Source organism: Aquimarina longa SW024, assembly GCF_001401755.1.
Classification (GTDB): Bacteria; Bacteroidota; Bacteroidia; order Flavobacteriales; family Flavobacteriaceae; genus Aquimarina; species Aquimarina longa.
Genome location: NZ_KQ474100.1, coordinates 231,774 through 252,266 on the forward strand (window position 1 = coordinate 231,774; position 20,493 = coordinate 252,266).

The following is a 20,493-nucleotide window of genomic DNA, read 5'->3' on the forward strand; positions in this document are numbered from 1 at the left end:
TTGCAATTTAATCCCTTATTGAGGGTTTAATTTCCTAAGGCTTGCATCGACATCAAAATATTTTTTTCGGAAGTATACCTCGTATCCTATGATATATACAACATTATAACTATTATAGATTTTAATTATAACACAAATCTAAAGGTGAGCTTGCTCTAAGGTTGTTGATTTAAGCATTATTTAACAGATAAAGCTTGAAAGCTTAAAGTAATGTTAGAGTAATAAATGCAATAAAGAAACAATCTGTTTTTGATTATTTTTGAAATAAGGAGTAATGTTAATTCTTTGTTGCCATAATGTTACATCAACATATTTTTAAGTATGGTCAAAGCATATGTTTTTAATGGTATAATAGTAGGTCTATAATTAATTGTTTTATAAATAGATACGTTAGATCAATTTAGATAAGCTTTATCTAATAATGATCAATATTTATACTTGCTAATTAGTAACAATAATTTAAATTCTACAAGTTTTTGGTTATAGAAATGCATAATTATTTATGTATTTTTGAGAATAAAAGTTCTCTTTATTATTATCAAAAACACTAAAGTATTTAACTAAATATATAACATATTAAGTGTGAAAAATATTGAACCCCAAACATTAGCTGAAGTTTCATTTTGGCAAGCACAAAATAACCCAGATAGCATAGCTTTTATTTTTGAAAATAGGGCAGTGACTTTTCATCAATTCGATGCACACGCAAATCAGATTGCTAATGGTTTACTCATAGAAAATATCAAAAAAGAATCAAGAGTAGCTTATTTAGCAAAAGATAGTGATTATGGATATGAAATCTTTTTTGGTTGTGTTAAGAGTAGAAGTGTATTGACTCCTATTAATTGGAAATTAAGTGCGGAAGAAGTTTTGTTTATACTTAATAATTCAGAAGCAGAAATACTTTTTGTAAGTAAAGATTTCTTTTCTGTGATTGAAGAAATTAAAAATAAGCTAACTACTGTTTCTAAAATTATTGCTTGCGATGGAAATCATCCAGAATGGACTAATTATATGGATTGGAGGTCACAACAAAAAGAAAAGAATATAGAGTTTGCATATACTCCAGAAGATGTTGTTGTTCAGATATATACTAGTGGAACAACAGGATTACCTAAAGGAGTTCAACTATCTAATCATAGTTTTTTTGGAGTAATACAGCAGATGAAACTAAAAGGAGATGATTGGATGTCTCTTAGTAACCAAGATAGATTATTACTCTCATTGCCAATATTTCATATTGGAGGACTTTGGTGGGCAGTACAAGGGTTTATTGTAGGAGGATTAGGCGTTATATTAGAAACATTTGTGGCATGGAAAGCTCTGGAAATCATAGCTAAAAATAAAATTACTAAAATAGCAATGGTACCAGCAATGATTCAGTTTATGCTAGCAGAACCATCATGTAAAGAAACCGATTTTTCTTCTATAAGTGGTCTTTTATATGGAGGATCTCCAATTACTCCGAGCTTAATGAGAATTGCATTAGAAACATTTAATTGTGATTTCTTTCAAGTATATGGTATGACAGAAACAGGAAACATGGCAGTATGTTTACGTCCTGAAGACCATACAATGCCATGGACAGAAAAAATGAAATCTGCAGGAAAACCTCTCCCAGGAGTAATGATAAAAGTTATTGATCAATATAATAATAAATTGTCAGTTAATATGATTGGTGAGATCTGTATAAAATCCCCTGCAAATATGATTGGATATTGGAAAAATGAGGAGGCAAATAGAAGTACATATGTTGATGGTTGGATATATACAGGAGACGCTGGGTATATATGCCAAAACGGATACGTATATATATGTGATAGAATTAAAGATATGATTATCTGTGCTGGAGAAAATATATATCCAGCAGAGATTGAAGCGGCATTAAGTACTCACGAGTTGATATCAGAAGTAGCAGTAATTGGTATTCCTGATGAGAAGTGGGGAGAAAAAATAAAAGCATTTGTGGTATTAAAACCAGAATCAACTATAAAAAAACGTGAATTGATTATGTTTTTAAAAGGAAAGATAGCTGATTTTAAAATTCCTAATTCTATTTCTTTTGCACCTTCTCTTCCTAGAAATCCTAGTGGAAAAATACTTAAAAGAGTATTAAAAGAACCTTTCTGGAAAGGAAAAGAAAGATTAGTTAATTAATGAGCGTAAATTATAACAGAAATAATCTATAAATACCCTAATAATCTATAAATAATTACTATTAAAACCTAAAAACAATGGAGATTACACAAGCAATTAAAATCCAAGATGCTAAACTTGGGCAGATTGGAGGAATGATTTCAGAAATTGATCTTACTGAATTAAGATCTAATTCACCAGAACTTAAAGAAATACGAGATGCTATTTATCGAAATAAACTTATAGTAATTCGGAATCAAAAATTTACAACATCGCAGTATGTTGATTTTACTAGAATATTAGGAACCCCTCAGATATATTTTCAGAATAATTATCACCATCCTGATTATCCAGAAGTTTTTGTCTCCTCTAATGTAAATAAAGAAGGAGAGAAAATAGGTGTTGCTGGTACGGGACATTATTGGCATACTGACTGTCAATTCGAGAAAAAACCACTTTCATTTACCTCTATAACTCCGATTATTATTCCTCCTACACTTAGAGAAACATTATATATAGATATGTGCGAAGTATATAAAAAACTTCCAGAAGATCTAAAAACTATTGTTGATAATGCTGTAATGATACATGGAGGTAATAATCGATATAAAGTAACTCCTAATGATATAGATAAATCTATTCAACAATTAATAGATGAAATGAATGAAATGGTACCTTTTGTAAAACATCCTGCAGTAATAGAACACCCAGTAACAGGAGACAAAATACTATATATGAGTCGTGGTTTTACAATGAAAATAGAAGGGTTGTCTTATGAAGAGAATGAAAAGATAATGGGCAAGCTTTTTGATTTTATCGAAAAAGAAGAACATATTCATAACCATTCATGGGAAATGGGAGATCTAATTATTTGGGATAATAGATATTTATTACACAAATCTTCAAAATTACCCGTAGGAGAAAAGAGTAAAAGTTATCGTATAGGAATCTACGATGATCAACCATTTTATGTAGGACTTGAAAAATAATAGACATGGGAACGACTGATATAGTATTACCAGAAAAAGAAAGTAATATAAAGGTTGTTGATGATGCTTTTATGAAAAAAGTATTGAAACCATATTATGAACATACTACATATCTTAAAAAAGCAATTTTTGAGATACAAGAAGAAAATAAACTATTAATTAAAGGAGTGTTCGAAATAGGAGACTCTTGTTATATAGAAGATACAGGACATTTTAATGCTGTAGAGTTTAATATATGTTATAATCAATTAGCATATGTATTTATGGGATATTGTATAAAAAATGGTTTACTCGAAGAATTAAAAGATTTTGCAAGTGATGATGATAGTGTTTTTTTTGAAAAACAATTATCACATTTTTTAATAACTAATATCACTTCTTCATACAGAAGCCAAGTAAATGCTAAGCATTTTTATGGAGAAATAGGAGTAAAGTCTATTTCTAAACGATCAAAATGTACGTTTGTTAATATGTATTGTAACTTTAAAGATGATGATAATGGTGTATCTAAAGGAGAAGTGTCATTAGCAATCCTGCATCCATAATCTAAAAACAAACAAAATAATAAGTAATCATCCCAAACGGATAGATAGTACATTGTATTATAGATCCATTTGGGATATTCATCTAGGATGGAATTATATACTGTGTAAAAAATAGTTTTATATTCATCAAAGAGTATACTGGTACAAGAACTGCAATACGATACTTTTTTACAAGCTTAGCTACTATACTCTCTATCAAATCAAACACTCACTTTTTAGTAAGAACATCACTATGTCCGATACTCATATTTTAAATCAACTTAAAGAAAGTCATTCCATTGATAGAAGAGAAATACTCACCACATATATTCGTGAGTTACTTGTAGAGTTTATGGAACTCGATGAGATAGAAGAAATAGAAGTAGATCAAGATTTTATAGCATTAGGAATAAGTTCTATGGAGGCTATAGACTTTAAATCTAAATTAGAAGAAGAGTTAGATTGTTTGTTAAAGACAACACTATTTTTTGATTACCCTAATATGCAACTTTTAGTAACGTATTTACTAATTGATGTATTAGAAATGGACGCTAAAAGTATACGACAAAAAAATGTAGATGAAATAGTAAATGAAGCTACATCTTCTAAAGAAAAAGAAACGTCAAAAGAACAGGAAGCAATAGCAATTATTGCTATGGAAGGCATATTCCCAGGAGTTACAGATATAGAACATTTATGGAAAAAATCCATTACAGAAACCATATCAGATAGATTAGAAGAAGATATGCAATTTAGACATCTCTCTACGATTAGTTTTTCTTCTGTGATGGAATCTATACAGATCTCTGTTAAAGAATATGAGAATATGAACCGGCAGCAGCAATTAATATATCAATGTATAGCTAATGCAATGCATAGATATAAGATATTACTACATGATTTTTCTACTAAGAATACAGGAGTATTTATTGGTTATCAACCCAGTACTTGTGACACTAAAAATAATACAGACATAGCATATCAAACTCCTTTATCCAATGATATTTCTTTTAGACTTAATTTAAAAGGACCGAGTGAGATCGTTAATACATTTTGTACTAGTGTATATGTAGCATTGCATAGGGCTATACAGAGTATACGTTTACAAGAATCTGATCAAGCAATTGTAGGTGGTGTAAATGTAATCTCAGAACAAGAATTTAAAATTCATTCAGAAAATGGATTGTATAAAGATTTATTAAGCCCCAAAAATATAACGAAAAGTTTTAGTGAAGATGCCAATGGTTTTGTAAGAAGCGAAGGAGCAGGAGTAGTAATACTTAAACGATTATCTCAGGCAGTAAAAGATAAGAATACAATTCTTGCTGTACTAAAAAGCACAACAGTATTTCATGGAGGAAAAAACTTTTCACTAGAAGCCCCTAATGCACAAGGTATAAAGAATACAATAAAATCATGTATTAAAAAATCAGGAATTACTACTGATAGTATTGATTATATCGAAGCACATGGAATAGCAAATCACCTTGCTGATGCTATAGAATTAACAGCAATACATGATGCATATACGTCTTTAAGTACAATACCTGATAAAAAATGGCATATAAGTACTATAAAGCCTGTGATAGGTCATCCTGAGTTAGCCGCAGGGATAGCATCATTAATTAAGACTATAAAAGCACTTAATGCTAAAATAATTCCAGGAATTGTAAATTTTAGTAGTGCAAATACAGAAATACCGTCTAATAATACACTTTTATTACATTCTAATGCTGTAAAATGGGATATGAATAGATCAGACTCTAGAAAAGCAGCACTAAATAGTTATGCTATTGGAGGTGTTAATGCACATGTTATTCTAGAGGAATATATTCCTAATAATGAATCTTCTGAGATCTTAACAAAAAAAGCTAAAGAAGAAAGTTTTGTAACAACAATAGATGAAAATACAGAACATACTATAGCTACTATAAAACAAGAACAAGAAGCTACTATAGCAAGTATAATTAATGAAGTTTTTGAATTAGAATACGGAGCAATAGATCCTTCTTTATCCCCTGTAGATTATGGATTTGACTCAATAAAAATAGTACAGTTTGTAAGACGATTAAATGAATTATTGAAGATAGATATTAAAATAGGACAAGTATTAGGAATGAATAACTTTGAAGAGTTTTTTACTATGGTCGCTACTTCAATTAAAATACCACAAACAGTCTCTAAAACAGAGAATACACCATTAGTTTTCAATCCAGAGTATAGCTCTGATCTAACGATGTTCCAAAAAGGATTATGGTTGATTCATGAATTAGATTCTACATCTACTACTTATAATTTGCCTATTATTTTTAGTACTAAAAAAGCAATTAAACCACATTTTGTATTACAAGCTTTAGCATTAATGCTAGAAGAGTACCCTGTATTAAGGGTATATTTTGAAAAGAATGAAGTTACTGGAGAAATCTCGCAAAAGCTTCATAATTTAGCTTCTTGCCTTATAATTGATATAGCCTCTATTTCTGATGAGGAAAACCCAAATCAAGAATTTAAAAAATTGCTGCGAATTCCTTTTAATCTTAATACAGATTGCCTTATAAGACTATATATAAGAGAGTGCCCATCAAAAAAAGAAGAATACCTTATTTTTATAATTCATCATACAATCTTAGATGGACTATCAGGTACTCTTTTTATGAAATCATTCTGGGATAAATATCACGTCATATCTACAGGAAAAAAATATCAACAGCAAGAACCCGATACTGCTTTTTTTGATTTTGTATTATGGGAAAAACAATATATGGGTAGTGAGCAGGCTGTTATAGATATAGCATGGTGGAAAGAAAAACTAAATGATAAAACACCATTATTATTACCATATGATCACCAAAAAAACACATACAATACTACCCAAGAAAAACAAAATCAAAGTATCGTAATAGAGGGAGATCAATTAATAGCATTAAAAACCGTAGCAAAATCTCTTAGAGTTAATCTATCAGTAGTGTTATTATCAGCCTTTAAAATACTATTACATAAGCTCACACTACAAGATGATATTATTGTAGCAACTCCTGTAGAAGGAAGAATTAAAAAATCTTATGAAAATAGTATTGGTTGTTTTGTAAACGTTATTCTTACCAGAAGTAAAATAAATAAAGAACATACTATAAAAGAGGTAATACAAGAAATAAAAAAAGCATTCTTAGATGGACTAGATCATTCTAATTACCCTTTAACTTCTTTACTAGCAGATTTAGGAATGGTACAAAGAGGAGATACTCCATCAGAAATGATGATTCCAGTATCGTTTACATATCAAAATATTTTTGATCATATCTTGGACGAAAGTTTGTCTTCCAAAAATGTAACGCCTATATACGATATCTACCAAGAAACACAAGATAATTATGCATTAGAAGTATATGATTTTAGAACTGAATTGCAAATTAATCTTAAATATAAACCACAACTATTCGAAGAGTCAACAATTAGTAGACATTTAAAATATTTTGATAAACTAATAGATACAATTATCAATAGTAGTGATATACTTTTAAAGAAATATAAATTACTTAGTAATGAGGAAGAAGAACAGTTTTTAAAACATTTTGATAAAACCCAAGATCATTACCCAATCCATAAAACAATTGTCGATCTATTCGAAGAACAGGTCATCAAAACACCAAATCATAGTGCTGTTACTTATAAAGAACAACAATGTACCTATAACGAAATTAATATTCGAGCAAATAAACTAGCACAGTACCTTAGAAAACAAGGAGTAGCTAAAGAGTCCATGGTCGTTGTATGTATAGACCGATCTATAGAAATGATTGTAAGTATTTTTGCAATACTAAAAGCAGGAGGAATATATGTTCCTGTAGATCCAGACTATCCTATAGAACGAATTAGGTATACTATAGAAGATGCTAACCCTATATTAGTTATTTGCAATAAAAAGCTAAAAGAAAAACTAGAACCTATAATTGAAGCTCCGTTATTTGATTGCGTAGGGAGTAAAAAAGTAATAGATCAAGAAACCTCAGAAAATTTAAACATAACTATTGAAGCTACTGATTTGGCCTATGTAATTTATACCTCGGGTACAACAGGAAAACCAAAAGGAGTATTAGTATCTCATCATAATGTAGTGCGATTATTAAAACCAGAGAATTCCCAATTTGATTTTAATGATACTGATGTATGGACACTTTTTCATTCATATTGTTTCGATTTTTCGGTATGGGAAATATATGGAGCATTATTATTTGGAGGACGATTAGTAATTGTTCCAGTAGAGATTTGTAAAGATGCTATAGCTTTTGGAGAATTACTACAAAAAGAGGGCATAACGATTCTAAATCAAACCCCATCAGCTTTTTATATACTACAAGAGCATATAGATCTGTTTGTTGATAAGTTAGATGTGCGATATGTAATTTTTGGGGGAGAATCGCTGCAACCTGCTATGTTAAAAAAATGGCATACCATATTTCCGAATTGCAAACTGATTAATATGTATGGAATAACAGAAACTACAGTACATGTTACTTATAAAGAGATAGGAATCCAAGAAATTATATCAGGAGTTAGTACTATAGGAGTCCCTATACCTACATTAAGTTGTTATGTAATGAATGAAGAGATGCAGTTACTGCCGCAAGGTGTAGTAGGAGAATTGTATGTAGGAGGAGAAGGCGTTGCCCGAGGATACCTTAACCGTCCAGAGCTTACTACTAGACGATTTGTAGACAACCCATATAGTAAACAATCAAAATTATATAAGACAGGAGATGTAGTACGATGGGGATATGACAATACCTTAGAATATTTAGGCAGGGTGGATGATCAGGTAAAAATAAGAGGATATCGAATAGAATTAAGAGAAATAGAAAATGTGATAATAGAGTCTTCTTTTGTTCGTAAATGTATAGTCATAGCAAGCGATGATAGTAATGGATATAAAAAGTTAATTGCATATATAGTATTAGAAAAAAATGCAGATATAAAAAGTGTACAAAAGTATCTAAAACAATACTTGCCAGAATATATGATACCGGCATCATTAGTTGTAGTAGAAGAATTACCATTGACCAGTAATGGTAAAATAGATAAAAAAGCACTACCATCACCTGATTCTGTGCAATTGCTAAGCGAACAATATGTAGCTGCAACTAGTGAAACAGAACGGCTATTAGTAAGTGTTTGGGAAGAAGTGCTTACTCTAGAAAGAATAGGGGTTTTTGATGACTTTTTTGAATTAGGAGGTCACTCTCTACTAGTTATTAAAGCTATAACCGAAATTAATAAAGTAGTAGAAATACAACTAAAAGCACAACATATATTTCAATTTCCAACAGTACATAGTTTGGCTACATATATCGACGAAGGAGACAAAGAAGAAGAACTACTTAGTCTTGAAGATGAAATAGATCTAGTTGTCAATCAACAATTAATCTCTAAAGAATTTAAATATCCTAATGCTCCTGAGCATATTTTTATAACAGGAGCTACTGGTTTTGTAGGGGTATTTTTACTCAAAGAATTATTAGAAAAAACAACAGCAACAATACATTGCTTAACTCGAGCAAATTCTAATGAAGCTGCATATCAAAAAATTAAAAATGGAATGCTACACTATAATCTGTGGGCAGATGAATATGTATCTAGAATACAAGTAATTATTGGGGATATCAGTTTACCTTTATTAGGGTTAGATCAAACAACTTTTGATCTATTAAGTCAAAAAATAGAAATGATATATCATAATGCAGCTCATATGAATCATTTGGCAACATATGATATGCTTAAACCAGCGAATGTAAATGGTGCTGTAGAGATTGTAAAATTAGCCACTCAGACACGTATAAAACCGATACAATACACCTCTACTTTGGCAGTGTTTAATAATACAACATCTACAGTTTTAAAAACAGTAACAGAACAAACCATATCATCAGAAGAGGTACATTATAAAAAGGATGGATATGCTACCAGTAAATGGGTTGCAGAGAATTTAATGATCAAAGCTAGGGAGCTAGGTGTGCCTTGTACTATTTACCGATTAGGACTAACAACAGGTGATACAGTTGATGGTAGGCAAGATCATAAGCAATGGTTCTATGGGTTAATAAAATGTTACTTGCTTATGGGAGCCATGATTAATGAAGAATTAGATTTAGCATTACCTATAATGCCAGTAGATACTGTAGTGACCTCATTGGTGTATTTATCTCAGCAAGAAGAGTTAATGAATAATACATTCCATTTATCAGGTAATCCATCGTCATTGTATAAACTATTTAAAGAATATAATCATATCAATACTAATTCTTTAAAGGAGGTATCGCTATATGATTGGTTGCAATTAGCAAAATTATATTTAGAGCAGGATAGTACTTTACCAATACCACCATTTATGCATGATTATCTAGAGTTATCAAAAGAAGAATTGGTACAACGCATGAAAAAAGAACTTACTGCAAAATTAAATTTTGATACCACCTACACTCAGCTACAATTAGAAAGTATTGGGATATCATTTTCTACTATATCAAAGAAAACAATGCTAGCTTATTTTAATTACGTAGTAGAAAAGGAAAAATTAAACCACGATAAGCTAAAACCTATAATGATTTAATCCGTAGTGTATGTTTTTTGCTTGTTTAGAGTAGAGTAATGCATTCAATTATTCCTTTAGGATTGTTGATTAAATCATTTTATAAATCGATAGTACATATTTACTATTTAATGAGGTATAAGAAATGTTGCAGCTAGTTTATTTTCTATCTCAATGAGATCAGTTACACTAAAATAAACAGTAGAATACTAGGGTTTTTAAGTGTTTAAAATGCAATTGACTTAAGATTTCAAAATTGGAATTTTTATAAATTGATATGGATTATCTTTTGAAACTCAAAATCTAAATGAAGTAGTTTCAATTTAGATGTGTACTTATGCTATACAGAGAAGTAAAGTTATTTTTCCTTATAGTCAATGATATCTCTTATTTCTACTCCCATATAATCGGCAATTTTTTGTAGCCGTTCAAAATCTTTTACCAGATCTTTTCGCTTTACCACATAATCTCCTGCCTGCGGACTTACTCCTAGAGCTTTAGAAATACCGTATACCGTTTTAGCTCCTTTACTTTTTTTAAGGAGCTTTTTTAATTTCTTATTAACCATACGACAAACATACATATAACATTTGATTATTCAAATAAATTTTTATTAAAAAAATATTTGAATAATCAAATAATGTTTGTATATTCGTGAAATACAAATCAAAATTATCTAACCATGAAACTTTTATTAACAATAGCACTACTATGTGTGGCTTTGGGCAATGCTACACCGCTTAAAGGAGATTTCGTTTCTTTTAATGAAAAAGAAAAAAATAAAGAAGAGATAGAAGGAAACGCTACTCAGAAAAAAAATGTTCATTCCATAAAAAAATGGAAAATGACTATTGAATATGCTAACGGAAATGTTATATCTAAAACTATTGTAGTTAGTAAAAACTCTAAGTTTAGTGCACTAGAAACAGCTTTTGAAGAAGCAGAAAAATACCTAAAGAATATAAAAAATGTAAAAGAATACAGTATTTCTCCTGTAACCAGTTCATATGTGTTATTAGCAGGGAATTAAGAACAATTAATCAATTGCCTTGAACTTACTTACGTATTTAAAAAAGAAGCTATAATTAGCTTCTTTTTTTATGAGTCATTTTTGTAAATATGTTAATCTATTTTCTAAATGTAGTGTAACAAAATACTGCTATAGTCGTCTATAAAATATATACAGTAAAGAGATTAATAGTTTCTTTATTTATAAATAGATTAGTTTTAACAATACTGTTACAGCACCTATCCATAATTATCTTTTGGGTAGGTGTTTTTATTTTATATTTATTTTAGCCTAAGAATTGAAAAAAATAATAGTATTCTTGCCTATAATGAATATTACACCTTACATAGAAACAAAAAGAATAGCTGTAAAAGTACGATCATCAGCAGAAAAGATGGTAAAGCGTTGTCATCCTTGGGTTTTTGAAGAAAGTATTATTAAACAAAACATAACAGGAGAAGCAGGAGATTTAGTGATTATATATGATCATAAAAAAAATACTTTTTTAGCATGTGGTTTATATGATCCATATTCTCCAATACGAATTAAGTTGATTCAGTTTGGGAAAACAGCACAGATTAATAAAGAGTGGTTTGCGACGCAAATCTCTAAAGCATATGATATAAGGAGACCTTTATTAAAAACTGCTACAAATAGTTATCGATTACTGTTTGGAGAGAATGATAGTCTTCCTGGGTTTATTGCAGATGTATATGACCATGTTTTGGTTATAAAGTTATATTCGCATATTTGGCTCCCTTATCTTAATTGGATTGTTAGTTCTTTGTTAGCCATAACAAAATGTACCGTTGTTGTACTTCGTTTAAGTAGGTTATTGCAATCAAAAGGAGAGATATATGGTCTTAAGGACGGGCAAGTTGTCTATGGAGTATTAGAAGATGAGGTCGTTGTTTTTAAAGAACATGGAGTCTTATTTTCTGCTAATGTGATTAAAGGTCATAAAACAGGTTATTTTTTAGATCATCGTCATAATAGAAAGAGAGTAGGAGAGCTTGCGCATAATAAAACGGTATTAGATGTATTTTCTTATGCCGGAGGTTTTTCTGTTCATGCTCTAAAGGGAGGAGCAAAAGAGGTGGTAAGTTTGGATATAAGTAAACAGGCACTGGATATGGCAAAAGCCAATGCTACTTTAAATACACATACAGGAAATCATAGTATTATAGTAGCAGATGCATTTGAAGGATTACAAACATTAATTAATGATCAAAAGAAATTTGATATTATCGTAATAGATCCTCCCTCATTTGCTAAAAGAGAAAGTGAAGTCTATAAAGCAGAGAATAGTTATATGCGATTAGCAGCATTAGGAGCACAATTAGTAAAACATAATGGTATTTTAGTTTTAGCTTCATGTTCATCGAGGGTTGTAGCAGCAGATTTTTTTAAAATTTCGGAGGAGAGTATTCTTAACACAGGAAAAACGTTTACTATTATAGAAAAAACAACTCATGATATTGATCATCCTATTACTTTTCCTGAAGGAGCATATCTAAAATGTGGGTATTACAGATTAAAATAAAGTAGATCGATTCCAATATCATATTAGTAATTTAATCCCTCATTGAGGGTTTAATTCCCTGAGGCTTGCCTCGAGACATCAAAATTTTTTTTCGGAACCATATCTTGTAAGCTTGCTCCGAAGTTGTTGATTAAAATAACTATAACAAAAGAAAACGGGATGAATTATTTTCATCCCGTTTTACTGTAAAGAGTTCTATTTTTCTGCTAATTAATTAGAAGATAACATAGCAAAAAACTTATCCATATTTGGTAATAAAACAATTCTTGTACGTCTATTGATTGCCATATTTTCTTTAGTATCATTTTCTACTAAAGGCTTATAGCTACTTCTTCCTGAAGCGATTAACTTACCAGGGTCAACATTATATGATTTTTGTAATTTTCTAATAATAGATGTAGCTCTTTTTACACTAAGATCCCAGTTGTCTTGTACTACCGCTGTACTGATCGTTCTTGGATCAGTATGTCCTTCTACCATTACTTCTAAGCTAGGCTCGGAATTGATAACATCAGCTAATTTTTTTAATAAACCATCAGCTTTATTACTTATTTTATAACTACCACTGTTAAAAAGCATTTTGTCAGAAATAGATATCATTACTACCGTATTATCAATATTGATAGAAATGTCTTCATCTTCTTTTATGTTATCAGCTAATGAGTTTTTAAGATTATGAGAAACGGCTAAATTCATAGAATCTTTTAATGATGTAGCTCCTTTAAGTTTTTCTTGGTCAACTTTGGTTAATGTAGCTTTCATCCTTTCTTTGGTTTTGTTAGATATTGCTACAATATCATCTACCATTACCATTTTTTCATCATTAGAATCTTTTAATGAATTGATTTTAGCGTTGTAATCAGCAACTCTAGCTTCAATTTTAGCAAATTTCCCTTCTAATTCATCTTTTTCGATAGAGGTTTTTTGTAATGTACTACGCGTATCTTGTAATTCTTGCTCTAAAGCAACATATTTCTTTTTTGATACACAAGATGTCATTAATACTATCCCAGATAATGCGATTAATGTGAATGATTTTTTCATGGTTATTTAATTAATATTAGTAATTCTTTATAACTAATAGCCCTATTATTTATTGCTTTACCTGTTATTAATCTTTTCTTATTGATTTCTTAAAATGTGTTAATGTTTTTTTAAGCTAATGTTATCCCGTAAAATGTATAAGAAAACTAGATACAAGGGGGAGATTTTAACTATTTTACTTTCAGTGATTTAATTTTTTAGCGAAAATTATTTTTCACATATTAAGGGATAATTTACCTACATGTTGTAACAACGTATTATTTTAGCAGTTATAAAATATTGAAACCCTAACCAACCTCTAAATAGATAAAACGTATAATAATTGATGTTTTTAATAAATAAAAGGTATGTATTATATTTTCTAATAGCGATACCATTCTTTATAATATCTGCTCAAAATACAATTGTTGATCATAAAGATTTGTTTATAGAAGGTGAGACCATTTCTTTACCGATCTATCTAAACAATGATTTTCCTATAGAAGAGAATATTTTTTTAGCGGAAGAGTTAGAGGAATATAATATTAAATGGGATAATCAAAATTTTAACCCATATTGGAATGAAGCTCTTACTTTTCCTTTTCAAATAAAATTTAGAGACAATGATTTTTCATCCCCAGTTACTCATAAAATGGTAATTACATCACGTTATGGATGGAGAAGGAGGAGACCACATAGAGGAATAGATATTGATCTCGAAACAGGAGATAGTGTAAAAACAATATTGAGTGGAAAAATTAGATATGTAGGATATCATAGGGGTTATGGTAATACAATAGTCGTTAGACATTATAATGGATTAGAGACAGTATATGCCCATCTGTCAAAATTATTAGTTAAAGAAAATGATACTGTTAAAAAAGGAGATGTAATAGGGAGAGGAGGAGTAACAGGAAATGCTAGAGGGAGTCACTTACATTTAGAAGTAAGATATCATGGAAAAAGTATTAATCCCGAATATTTATTTGATTTTGATACCGACAGAAAGATTCGATCAGATTCACTTTTTGTGATAAAAAAATGGGCAACTCCAAGATATCATAAATCTACACGAAAAAGTAAAATGACTGTATATAAAACTATAGATGATATTGCAAAAATTAAAGAAGAAGAAAAGAAAATATATACCGTAAGAAAAGGAGATACTCTTCATCGAATTGCAAATAAATATGGGTTAGCAATTTCTGAAATTTGTAAAATAAATGCAATACGATCAAACTCCGTATTAAAAATTGGACAGCAAATAATTATTGACTAAATTATAGTATGTTTATTATAGAGTCATTTATTAGAATTATTGATATGTTTATAAATTAATTCTAATAAATGATTTTTGTTATAAGGTTTTATAATGTAGTCATTTAATCCAGCTTGTGTGATTTGGCGATTTAATTGAGTAATATCTACAGCTGTTAATGCAATAATAGGTGTTTCGGTATTAAATTCGCGTATTCTTTTTGTAGTACCAATTCCATTTAATTTTGGCATATTAATATCCATAAGAATTACATCATATCCATTTTCTTTCACTAATTTTATAGCATCAAATCCATTATCTATTGTTGTACAATCAAACTGTTTTTTTGATAATATTTTTTCAGTAACTAAAAGATTTAGTTTATTATCATCAACGATCAATGCTTTAAGTCTTGATTTATGAGGGTTTGATGTAGTAATTCTTTTATCTACATTTGGTGTTTTGAAATCAATTACTAATGCATATTCAGATCCATTATCATTCTTAATAGTAATTTTTCCATTTATCGCGTGTACAAATCTATTAACTATTTTAGAGTTAATATCGGTATCTAGATATGATTGTTTAGCATTTTTTACATTAATAAATTCTTGATAAATAGAATTTTGCTCTTCCTTGGATGTTCTATAACCATCATGCTTAATTGTAAACGAAATAGTGCAAGAGTCTTCTTGTTTATCTATTAAATTTACAGAAAAATAGACACTACCATTTTTTGTAAACCTTAAAGCATTACTTAGAAGATTCATAAGTATCTGAGAGAGAATATCAGGATCTCCATTAATTAATTGATTAATTTTTGAATCAAAATCAAAATGTAATACATTATTACTATTCTCTGTAGCGTAACTAAAAGAATGGACTAAGTTTTCTGTAACTTCCTTTAAATTAAACGATACATTTTGTGATGTCACTTCTTTAAATTCTAAAAAATTTACATGTAATACGTTATTAATCAAGTTAAATATATATTCCCCAGAGAATTGTATAGATTTTAGGTTTTTATCATTTTTAAGCTCGGGATGCTCTTCCGTTAGCAAACTAATTAACCCCATAATGCCATACAACGGAGTTCTGATTTCTTTATTAATAATACAAATTAAATCTTGTTGTAATTTAAATTGTTTATTTGCCTCTTGTTGTATAGATTTTAATTTCTTCTTCTTATTATAAAGTTTTTTCTTTAATTCGGTGTATTTTAACCATAACCATATGAGTATAGCTATAAGTATTCCTCCAATTATATAATAAACCATAACTTTTTTAATAACAAAGTAAGGATATAAGATAGATCTTAAAAATTTGTTGATATCTTTTTTTAGATACTTTACATAAAATGATGTAAACTATACTTTCATACCTAAAATGGTGTTAAATTTGTTTTTTTTTAATATTATTATTGTTTTTTATACACTCGAGGCATAAAAATTGATAAGTAATATTATTAGAAAAATGATAATGATTCACTAAGGTTATAATCAATATTAAAATGAGTGTCATTATTATTAAGTTGTATTGTACTCAGTTAATGAGAATCAACAAAGAATAACAATTATAAAAAAAATAATTTTTATATTGTTGCTGTTGAGTAATGTAAAAAGAAATGAAAACTAAATTAGTACTATTTTTTTTGATAAGTATCAGTACGATACTAAACGCCCAAGTAGAAAATTCTAATTCATTACGGATTGATGCAAAAAACAATAATTCTAGTTTGTCAAAAAGACTCAATTCTACTTTTGATATAGGCACTTCTCAATATGATACTCCTAATGACTTAAGTACATATGGACGTAGCAAGCCAACTATTAATATGACAGGAGATGATGGTTTTTTTAAGCCTAAAGTAGCAGTTACACCAAAATGGTTTAAAAAGGATAAAGAAATTAGAGATGAGTTTAAAAGTGATCAATATTTTGGCGATTTTAAAAATAATGGAAAGTTTGTAAGATTAATGTACAGAGATCATCAATCTGTAGATGGAGATGTTGTAAGAATTTATAGTAATGATAGTGTTATTCTTTCGAAAGCATTTCTTTCTGGAGATTTTAGAGGTATTGCAATTGATTTGGTTAAAGGATTTAATAAAATAGATATACAAGCTCTAAATCAAGGCGAGTCAGGACCTAACACAGCACAATTTCAACTTTATGACGATCAAGGTAATTTAATTATGAGTAATGAATGGAATCTTACCACAGGTGTTAAAGCGACAATGATTGTTGTTAAAGAATAATACTTCCTAATTGTTAAGAATTACTTACCTATAACATAGTACTCTTTCTTAGGTATATTTACTAATATAGAGATTAGAAATTAATTTTTACCTTTTATGAGTTAAATCATAAGTCAAGATCATTTTACCGATGTAATTTTACTATAAATTAAACGGTGATATTATGTATTATATATCTGTTATAGATTCTATTGGAGATCATCATGTTTTAGAATATAAAAAATATGAATATCGAACTCTTATGGAATTATTAGTTGATAAACTATTTGATGATATCGGTGATTGTAGAGGTAGAGGATTATGTGGTACTTGTCATATTCGTATATATTCGCCATCTTCTTCTCTTTTATTCATAAATGATTTAGAGAAAAATACACTTAATTATCAATTAGAGTACTATCTTAATAGCCGACTTGCATGTCAAATTACTGTAGATGAACATATTCATAAAATGAATATAGAAATTATAGGAAGAGATTGAATATACTATTATATAAATAATTCATATTAGAGGTATCAAATTGAAGTTCGGTTACTAGTATAAAAAAGACTTCTCTTTTATAGAGTAATTGATAATTAAGATGCAGATGTAATTTTTGAGCAAAAAAATATAAGTACATTTGTCATAATTTATCTAGATAATGGAAGTAACATTTTTAGGCACTGGTACATCACAAGGGATTCCTGTTATAGGGAGTACTCACCCTGTATGTTTAAGTGATGATCCTAGAGATAAGCGACTTCGTGTTTCTGTATTAATCTCTTGGGATGAATACCAATATGTAATAGATTGTGGTCCAGACTTTAGACAGCAAATGCTCTCGAATCAAGTATCTAAAATTGATGGGATTGTTTTTACTCATGAGCATGCAGATCACACTATGGGGTTAGATGATATTAGACCATTTTTCTTTAGACAAGGAGATATTCCTATATATGCGCATCAAAGAGTTTTAGAAGCACTTAGAACTAGATTTGAATATATTTTCTCTTCAGAAAATAAGTATCCAGGAGCGCCTAGCGTAATAGAAAATGAAATTTTAAATACACCTTTTCTATTAGGTAACCTAGATGTTATTCCTATAAACGCTTTGCATAATCGTTTACAAGTTTTTGGGTTTAGATTTAGAGATTTTGCATATCTGACAGATATCAAAACTGTTGAAGAACAGGAGAAAAAAAAATTAAAGAACATTAAAGTTTTGGTGATTAATGCACTTAGGATAGAACCGCACCACTCTCATTTTAATTTAGCAGAAGCTCTTAAATTTATAGAAGAAATAAAACCAGAACGAGCATATCTTACTCATATAAGTCATATGTTAGGATTTCATGCTGAAGTAGAGAAAACATTACCAGAAAATATATATATAGCATACGATAATTTAAAAATAACTATCTAAAAAATGAGAAGTAAAATTTTTCTATACCTGTTTATTTTTGCATCCTTATTTATTCTTTTTCAATTTATGAATGCTAAAAAAGCAAAAGAATCTTATGATACAAAAATTGATAACTTAAAGGCTAAAATTAAAACAAAAGAAACCGCTATTGATTCATTGGTTAGTGCCAATTTAGATCTTACTTATTTTTCATTAGAAAGTAATGAAGATGCCGCAAGTTATTTTGAGGAAATGGGTTATGATGCTAATAAATTAGCTTTGACAATTAGTGATCAAATTATAAGTCAAAATAAGATAGGAAAGGATAATCCTATAATTCCATATGCAGGGATGGAAGGAACCATGAATATTAATAAAGTTAGATTATTAAACCATAAATGGATTATAGCAGATTTTACCGATGGAGTTTATTGGGGAGAACTGTTTATTATTTATGAAGTAAAAGAAGGAGGAGTAATAGATTTTGAAGTTGAAAAATCGTTTTTATACCCTAAGAATTAAATAGTTATGTTAACTAGATTTCTCCTTTATAGATCTGTATAAGATCATGTTAAACACTTTATTCTTACTTTCGGTTTAATAAGAAATTGATATTCTGTATATTTATTAATAATACGTAGCCTCCTTTTTTAATAAAAATTTATGAGGTATATGATCTATTGCGTTTACAATCTATTTATGATTTCTTTTAATGCTAATTTACTTTCTTTCATAATAGGCAAAAATGGCCATATGTGAGGCATCCCTTTTCCTAGTATAATTTCAAAATCTACTTTAGTTTTATCTAATTTCTGAAGAACTAGTTTTTGATCTGGATACATAATATCGTTTTCTGCTAAAAATAAGATCGTTTTCGGAAAATTATCAAACTCTCCATTGATTGGCGAAATATTAGGATCTTCTAAATCATTATCTTCGGCACACATTTTTTTTGCACTGAGTACTCCATTTTTAGAAAGCATAGGATCAATTTTATCAATCCTATCAATCTCAGGATTTGAAATAGTAGCATCCATTACAGGTGTTACAAGTATTATTTTATTAGGTAATTCGATATTTTTTTTAATCAATCTTTGTGTAAGAGCAATACTTAGAGTGCCTCCTACAGAATCTCCAATAATTATAATCTTGCTAGGATTATATGTTTTGATAGCTGAATTGTATACCGAATCTATATTGTTTGATATCTTAGTAATTCTGTTTTCTGGAGCTTTTGGATAATCACACATCCATATTGTAATATCTGTTTGTTTTGCTATTTCTTTAATCGTATCCCAATGATGTTTTCCAGGACCAGAAACAAAAGCACCACCATGTATAAAAATAAGTAATCTGTCAGATATGTTTTTTGACTTTACTTCAGTAATTAGTGTTTCTGAAATTTTGAATTGTGACACTAACTTTGAATTACAAAACCTACTATTTGGGGAGTGAATATCTTCTTTTCGTAATTTCTTATAGTCTATTGGGTTTTTGCTAAAATCTCTTTTTATCCCTTTTAATTTAATAACAAAAAGGGTTAAAAAATATGTTAAGCTTCTTTTCATATCTATTTACTTTAACGGATCTATAATGTATATTGTATCTATATGGATTATCTATCTAATATAGGCATCTTTTATCTATCTGAGGTAGACTAGTTAATCTATTATTGGGTCATATAAAATGAGATTATATTAAAACACATATTATGCAATAGAAAAGTTTATTTTATTTAGAAACTGTTTTAAACAGTTCCACTTCTCTGAGTTTTCTAATTTCACTATAG

The 20,493-nt window shown here is 29.0% G+C and carries 15 protein-coding genes; 11 read left to right on the plus strand and 4 right to left on the minus strand.

Annotation, left to right across the window (positions count from 1 at the left end):
* Window positions 1-582: 582 nt before the first annotated feature.
* From N456_RS13585 to N456_RS13600, 4 genes are all read left to right on the plus strand, one after another.
* Window positions 583-2,157 (plus strand): long-chain-fatty-acid--CoA ligase, encoded by a 1,575-nt coding sequence (locus N456_RS13585; RefSeq protein WP_062058121.1) that lies wholly within the window; start codon window positions 583-585, stop codon window positions 2,155-2,157.
* A gap of 77 nt (window positions 2,158-2,234) precedes the next feature.
* Window positions 2,235-3,125: a TauD/TfdA dioxygenase family protein gene (locus N456_RS13590; RefSeq protein WP_062058124.1), complete on the plus strand. Its 891-nt coding sequence runs from the start codon at window positions 2,235-2,237 to the stop codon at window positions 3,123-3,125.
* A gap of 5 nt (window positions 3,126-3,130) precedes the next feature.
* Window positions 3,131-3,670, plus strand: a complete 540-nt coding sequence (locus N456_RS13595) for an FcoT family thioesterase (RefSeq protein ID WP_148639327.1) — start codon at window positions 3,131-3,133, stop codon at window positions 3,668-3,670.
* Between the two features lie 232 nt (window positions 3,671-3,902).
* Window positions 3,903-10,253, plus strand: a complete 6,351-nt coding sequence (locus tag N456_RS13600) for a non-ribosomal peptide synthetase (protein WP_062058127.1) — start codon at window positions 3,903-3,905, stop codon at window positions 10,251-10,253.
* A gap of 337 nt (window positions 10,254-10,590) precedes the next feature.
* On the opposite strand, the gene N456_RS13605 is transcribed toward N456_RS13600, so the two are convergent.
* Window positions 10,591-10,800 carry a hypothetical protein gene (locus N456_RS13605; protein ID WP_148639328.1) on the minus strand — a complete coding sequence of 70 codons (210 nt, stop codon included), beginning with the start codon at window positions 10,798-10,800 and terminating at the stop codon, window positions 10,591-10,593.
* A gap of 114 nt (window positions 10,801-10,914) precedes the next feature.
* On the opposite strand from N456_RS13605, the gene N456_RS13610 reads away from it, so the two are divergent.
* Both N456_RS13610 and N456_RS13615 read left to right on the plus strand, forming a co-directional pair.
* The gene (locus N456_RS13610; protein WP_062058133.1) at window positions 10,915-11,262 is read left to right on the plus strand and encodes a hypothetical protein; all 348 of its coding nucleotides are present in this window, start codon (window positions 10,915-10,917) and stop codon (window positions 11,260-11,262) included.
* Window positions 11,263-11,569: 307 nt separating this feature from the next.
* Window positions 11,570-12,784 carry a class I SAM-dependent rRNA methyltransferase gene (locus tag N456_RS13615; protein ID WP_062058136.1) on the plus strand — a complete coding sequence of 405 codons (1,215 nt, stop codon included), beginning with the start codon at window positions 11,570-11,572 and terminating at the stop codon, window positions 12,782-12,784.
* A 210-nt stretch (window positions 12,785-12,994) separates the two neighbouring features.
* On the opposite strand, the gene N456_RS13620 is transcribed toward N456_RS13615, so the two are convergent.
* Window positions 12,995-13,828 carry an OmpA/MotB family protein gene (locus N456_RS13620; protein ID WP_062058139.1) on the minus strand — a complete coding sequence of 278 codons (834 nt, stop codon included), beginning with the start codon at window positions 13,826-13,828 and terminating at the stop codon, window positions 12,995-12,997.
* Window positions 13,829-14,153: 325 nt separating this feature from the next.
* On the opposite strand from N456_RS13620, the gene N456_RS13625 reads away from it, so the two are divergent.
* Complete coding sequence (locus N456_RS13625; protein ID WP_062058142.1) at window positions 14,154-15,086, plus strand: M23 family metallopeptidase; 933 nt, start codon at window positions 14,154-14,156, stop codon at window positions 15,084-15,086.
* Between the two features lie 23 nt (window positions 15,087-15,109).
* Here N456_RS13625 and N456_RS13630 read toward each other — a convergent pair whose 3' ends face one another.
* A complete protein-coding gene (locus N456_RS13630) occupies window positions 15,110-16,342 on the minus strand; it encodes a response regulator (protein ID WP_062058145.1) in 1,233 nt (410 codons plus the stop codon).
* Window positions 16,343-16,689: 347 nt separating this feature from the next.
* Here N456_RS13630 and N456_RS13635 point away from each other — a divergent pair, with 347 nt between their 5' ends.
* From N456_RS13635 to N456_RS13650, 4 genes are all read left to right on the plus strand, one after another.
* Window positions 16,690-17,322: a hypothetical protein gene (locus tag N456_RS13635; RefSeq protein ID WP_062058149.1), complete on the plus strand. Its 633-nt coding sequence runs from the start codon at window positions 16,690-16,692 to the stop codon at window positions 17,320-17,322.
* A 163-nt stretch (window positions 17,323-17,485) separates the two neighbouring features.
* Entirely contained in the window at window positions 17,486-17,803 is a 318-nt protein-coding gene (locus N456_RS13640) for a 2Fe-2S iron-sulfur cluster-binding protein (protein WP_062058152.1), read from the plus strand.
* A gap of 160 nt (window positions 17,804-17,963) precedes the next feature.
* On the plus strand, window positions 17,964-18,725 hold the full coding sequence (locus tag N456_RS13645) for an MBL fold metallo-hydrolase (protein ID WP_062058155.1): 762 nt from the start codon (window positions 17,964-17,966) through the stop codon (window positions 18,723-18,725).
* Window positions 18,726-18,728: 3 nt separating this feature from the next.
* Window positions 18,729-19,226 carry a hypothetical protein gene (locus N456_RS13650; protein ID WP_062058158.1) on the plus strand — a complete coding sequence of 166 codons (498 nt, stop codon included), beginning with the start codon at window positions 18,729-18,731 and terminating at the stop codon, window positions 19,224-19,226.
* 164 nt (window positions 19,227-19,390) lie between these two features.
* Here the strand turns inward: N456_RS13650 and N456_RS13655 are convergent, their stop codons facing one another.
* On the minus strand, window positions 19,391-20,272 hold the full coding sequence (locus tag N456_RS13655) for a YqiA/YcfP family alpha/beta fold hydrolase (RefSeq protein WP_062058160.1): 882 nt from the start codon (window positions 20,270-20,272) through the stop codon (window positions 19,391-19,393).
* Between the last annotated feature and the right edge of the window lie 221 nt (window positions 20,273-20,493).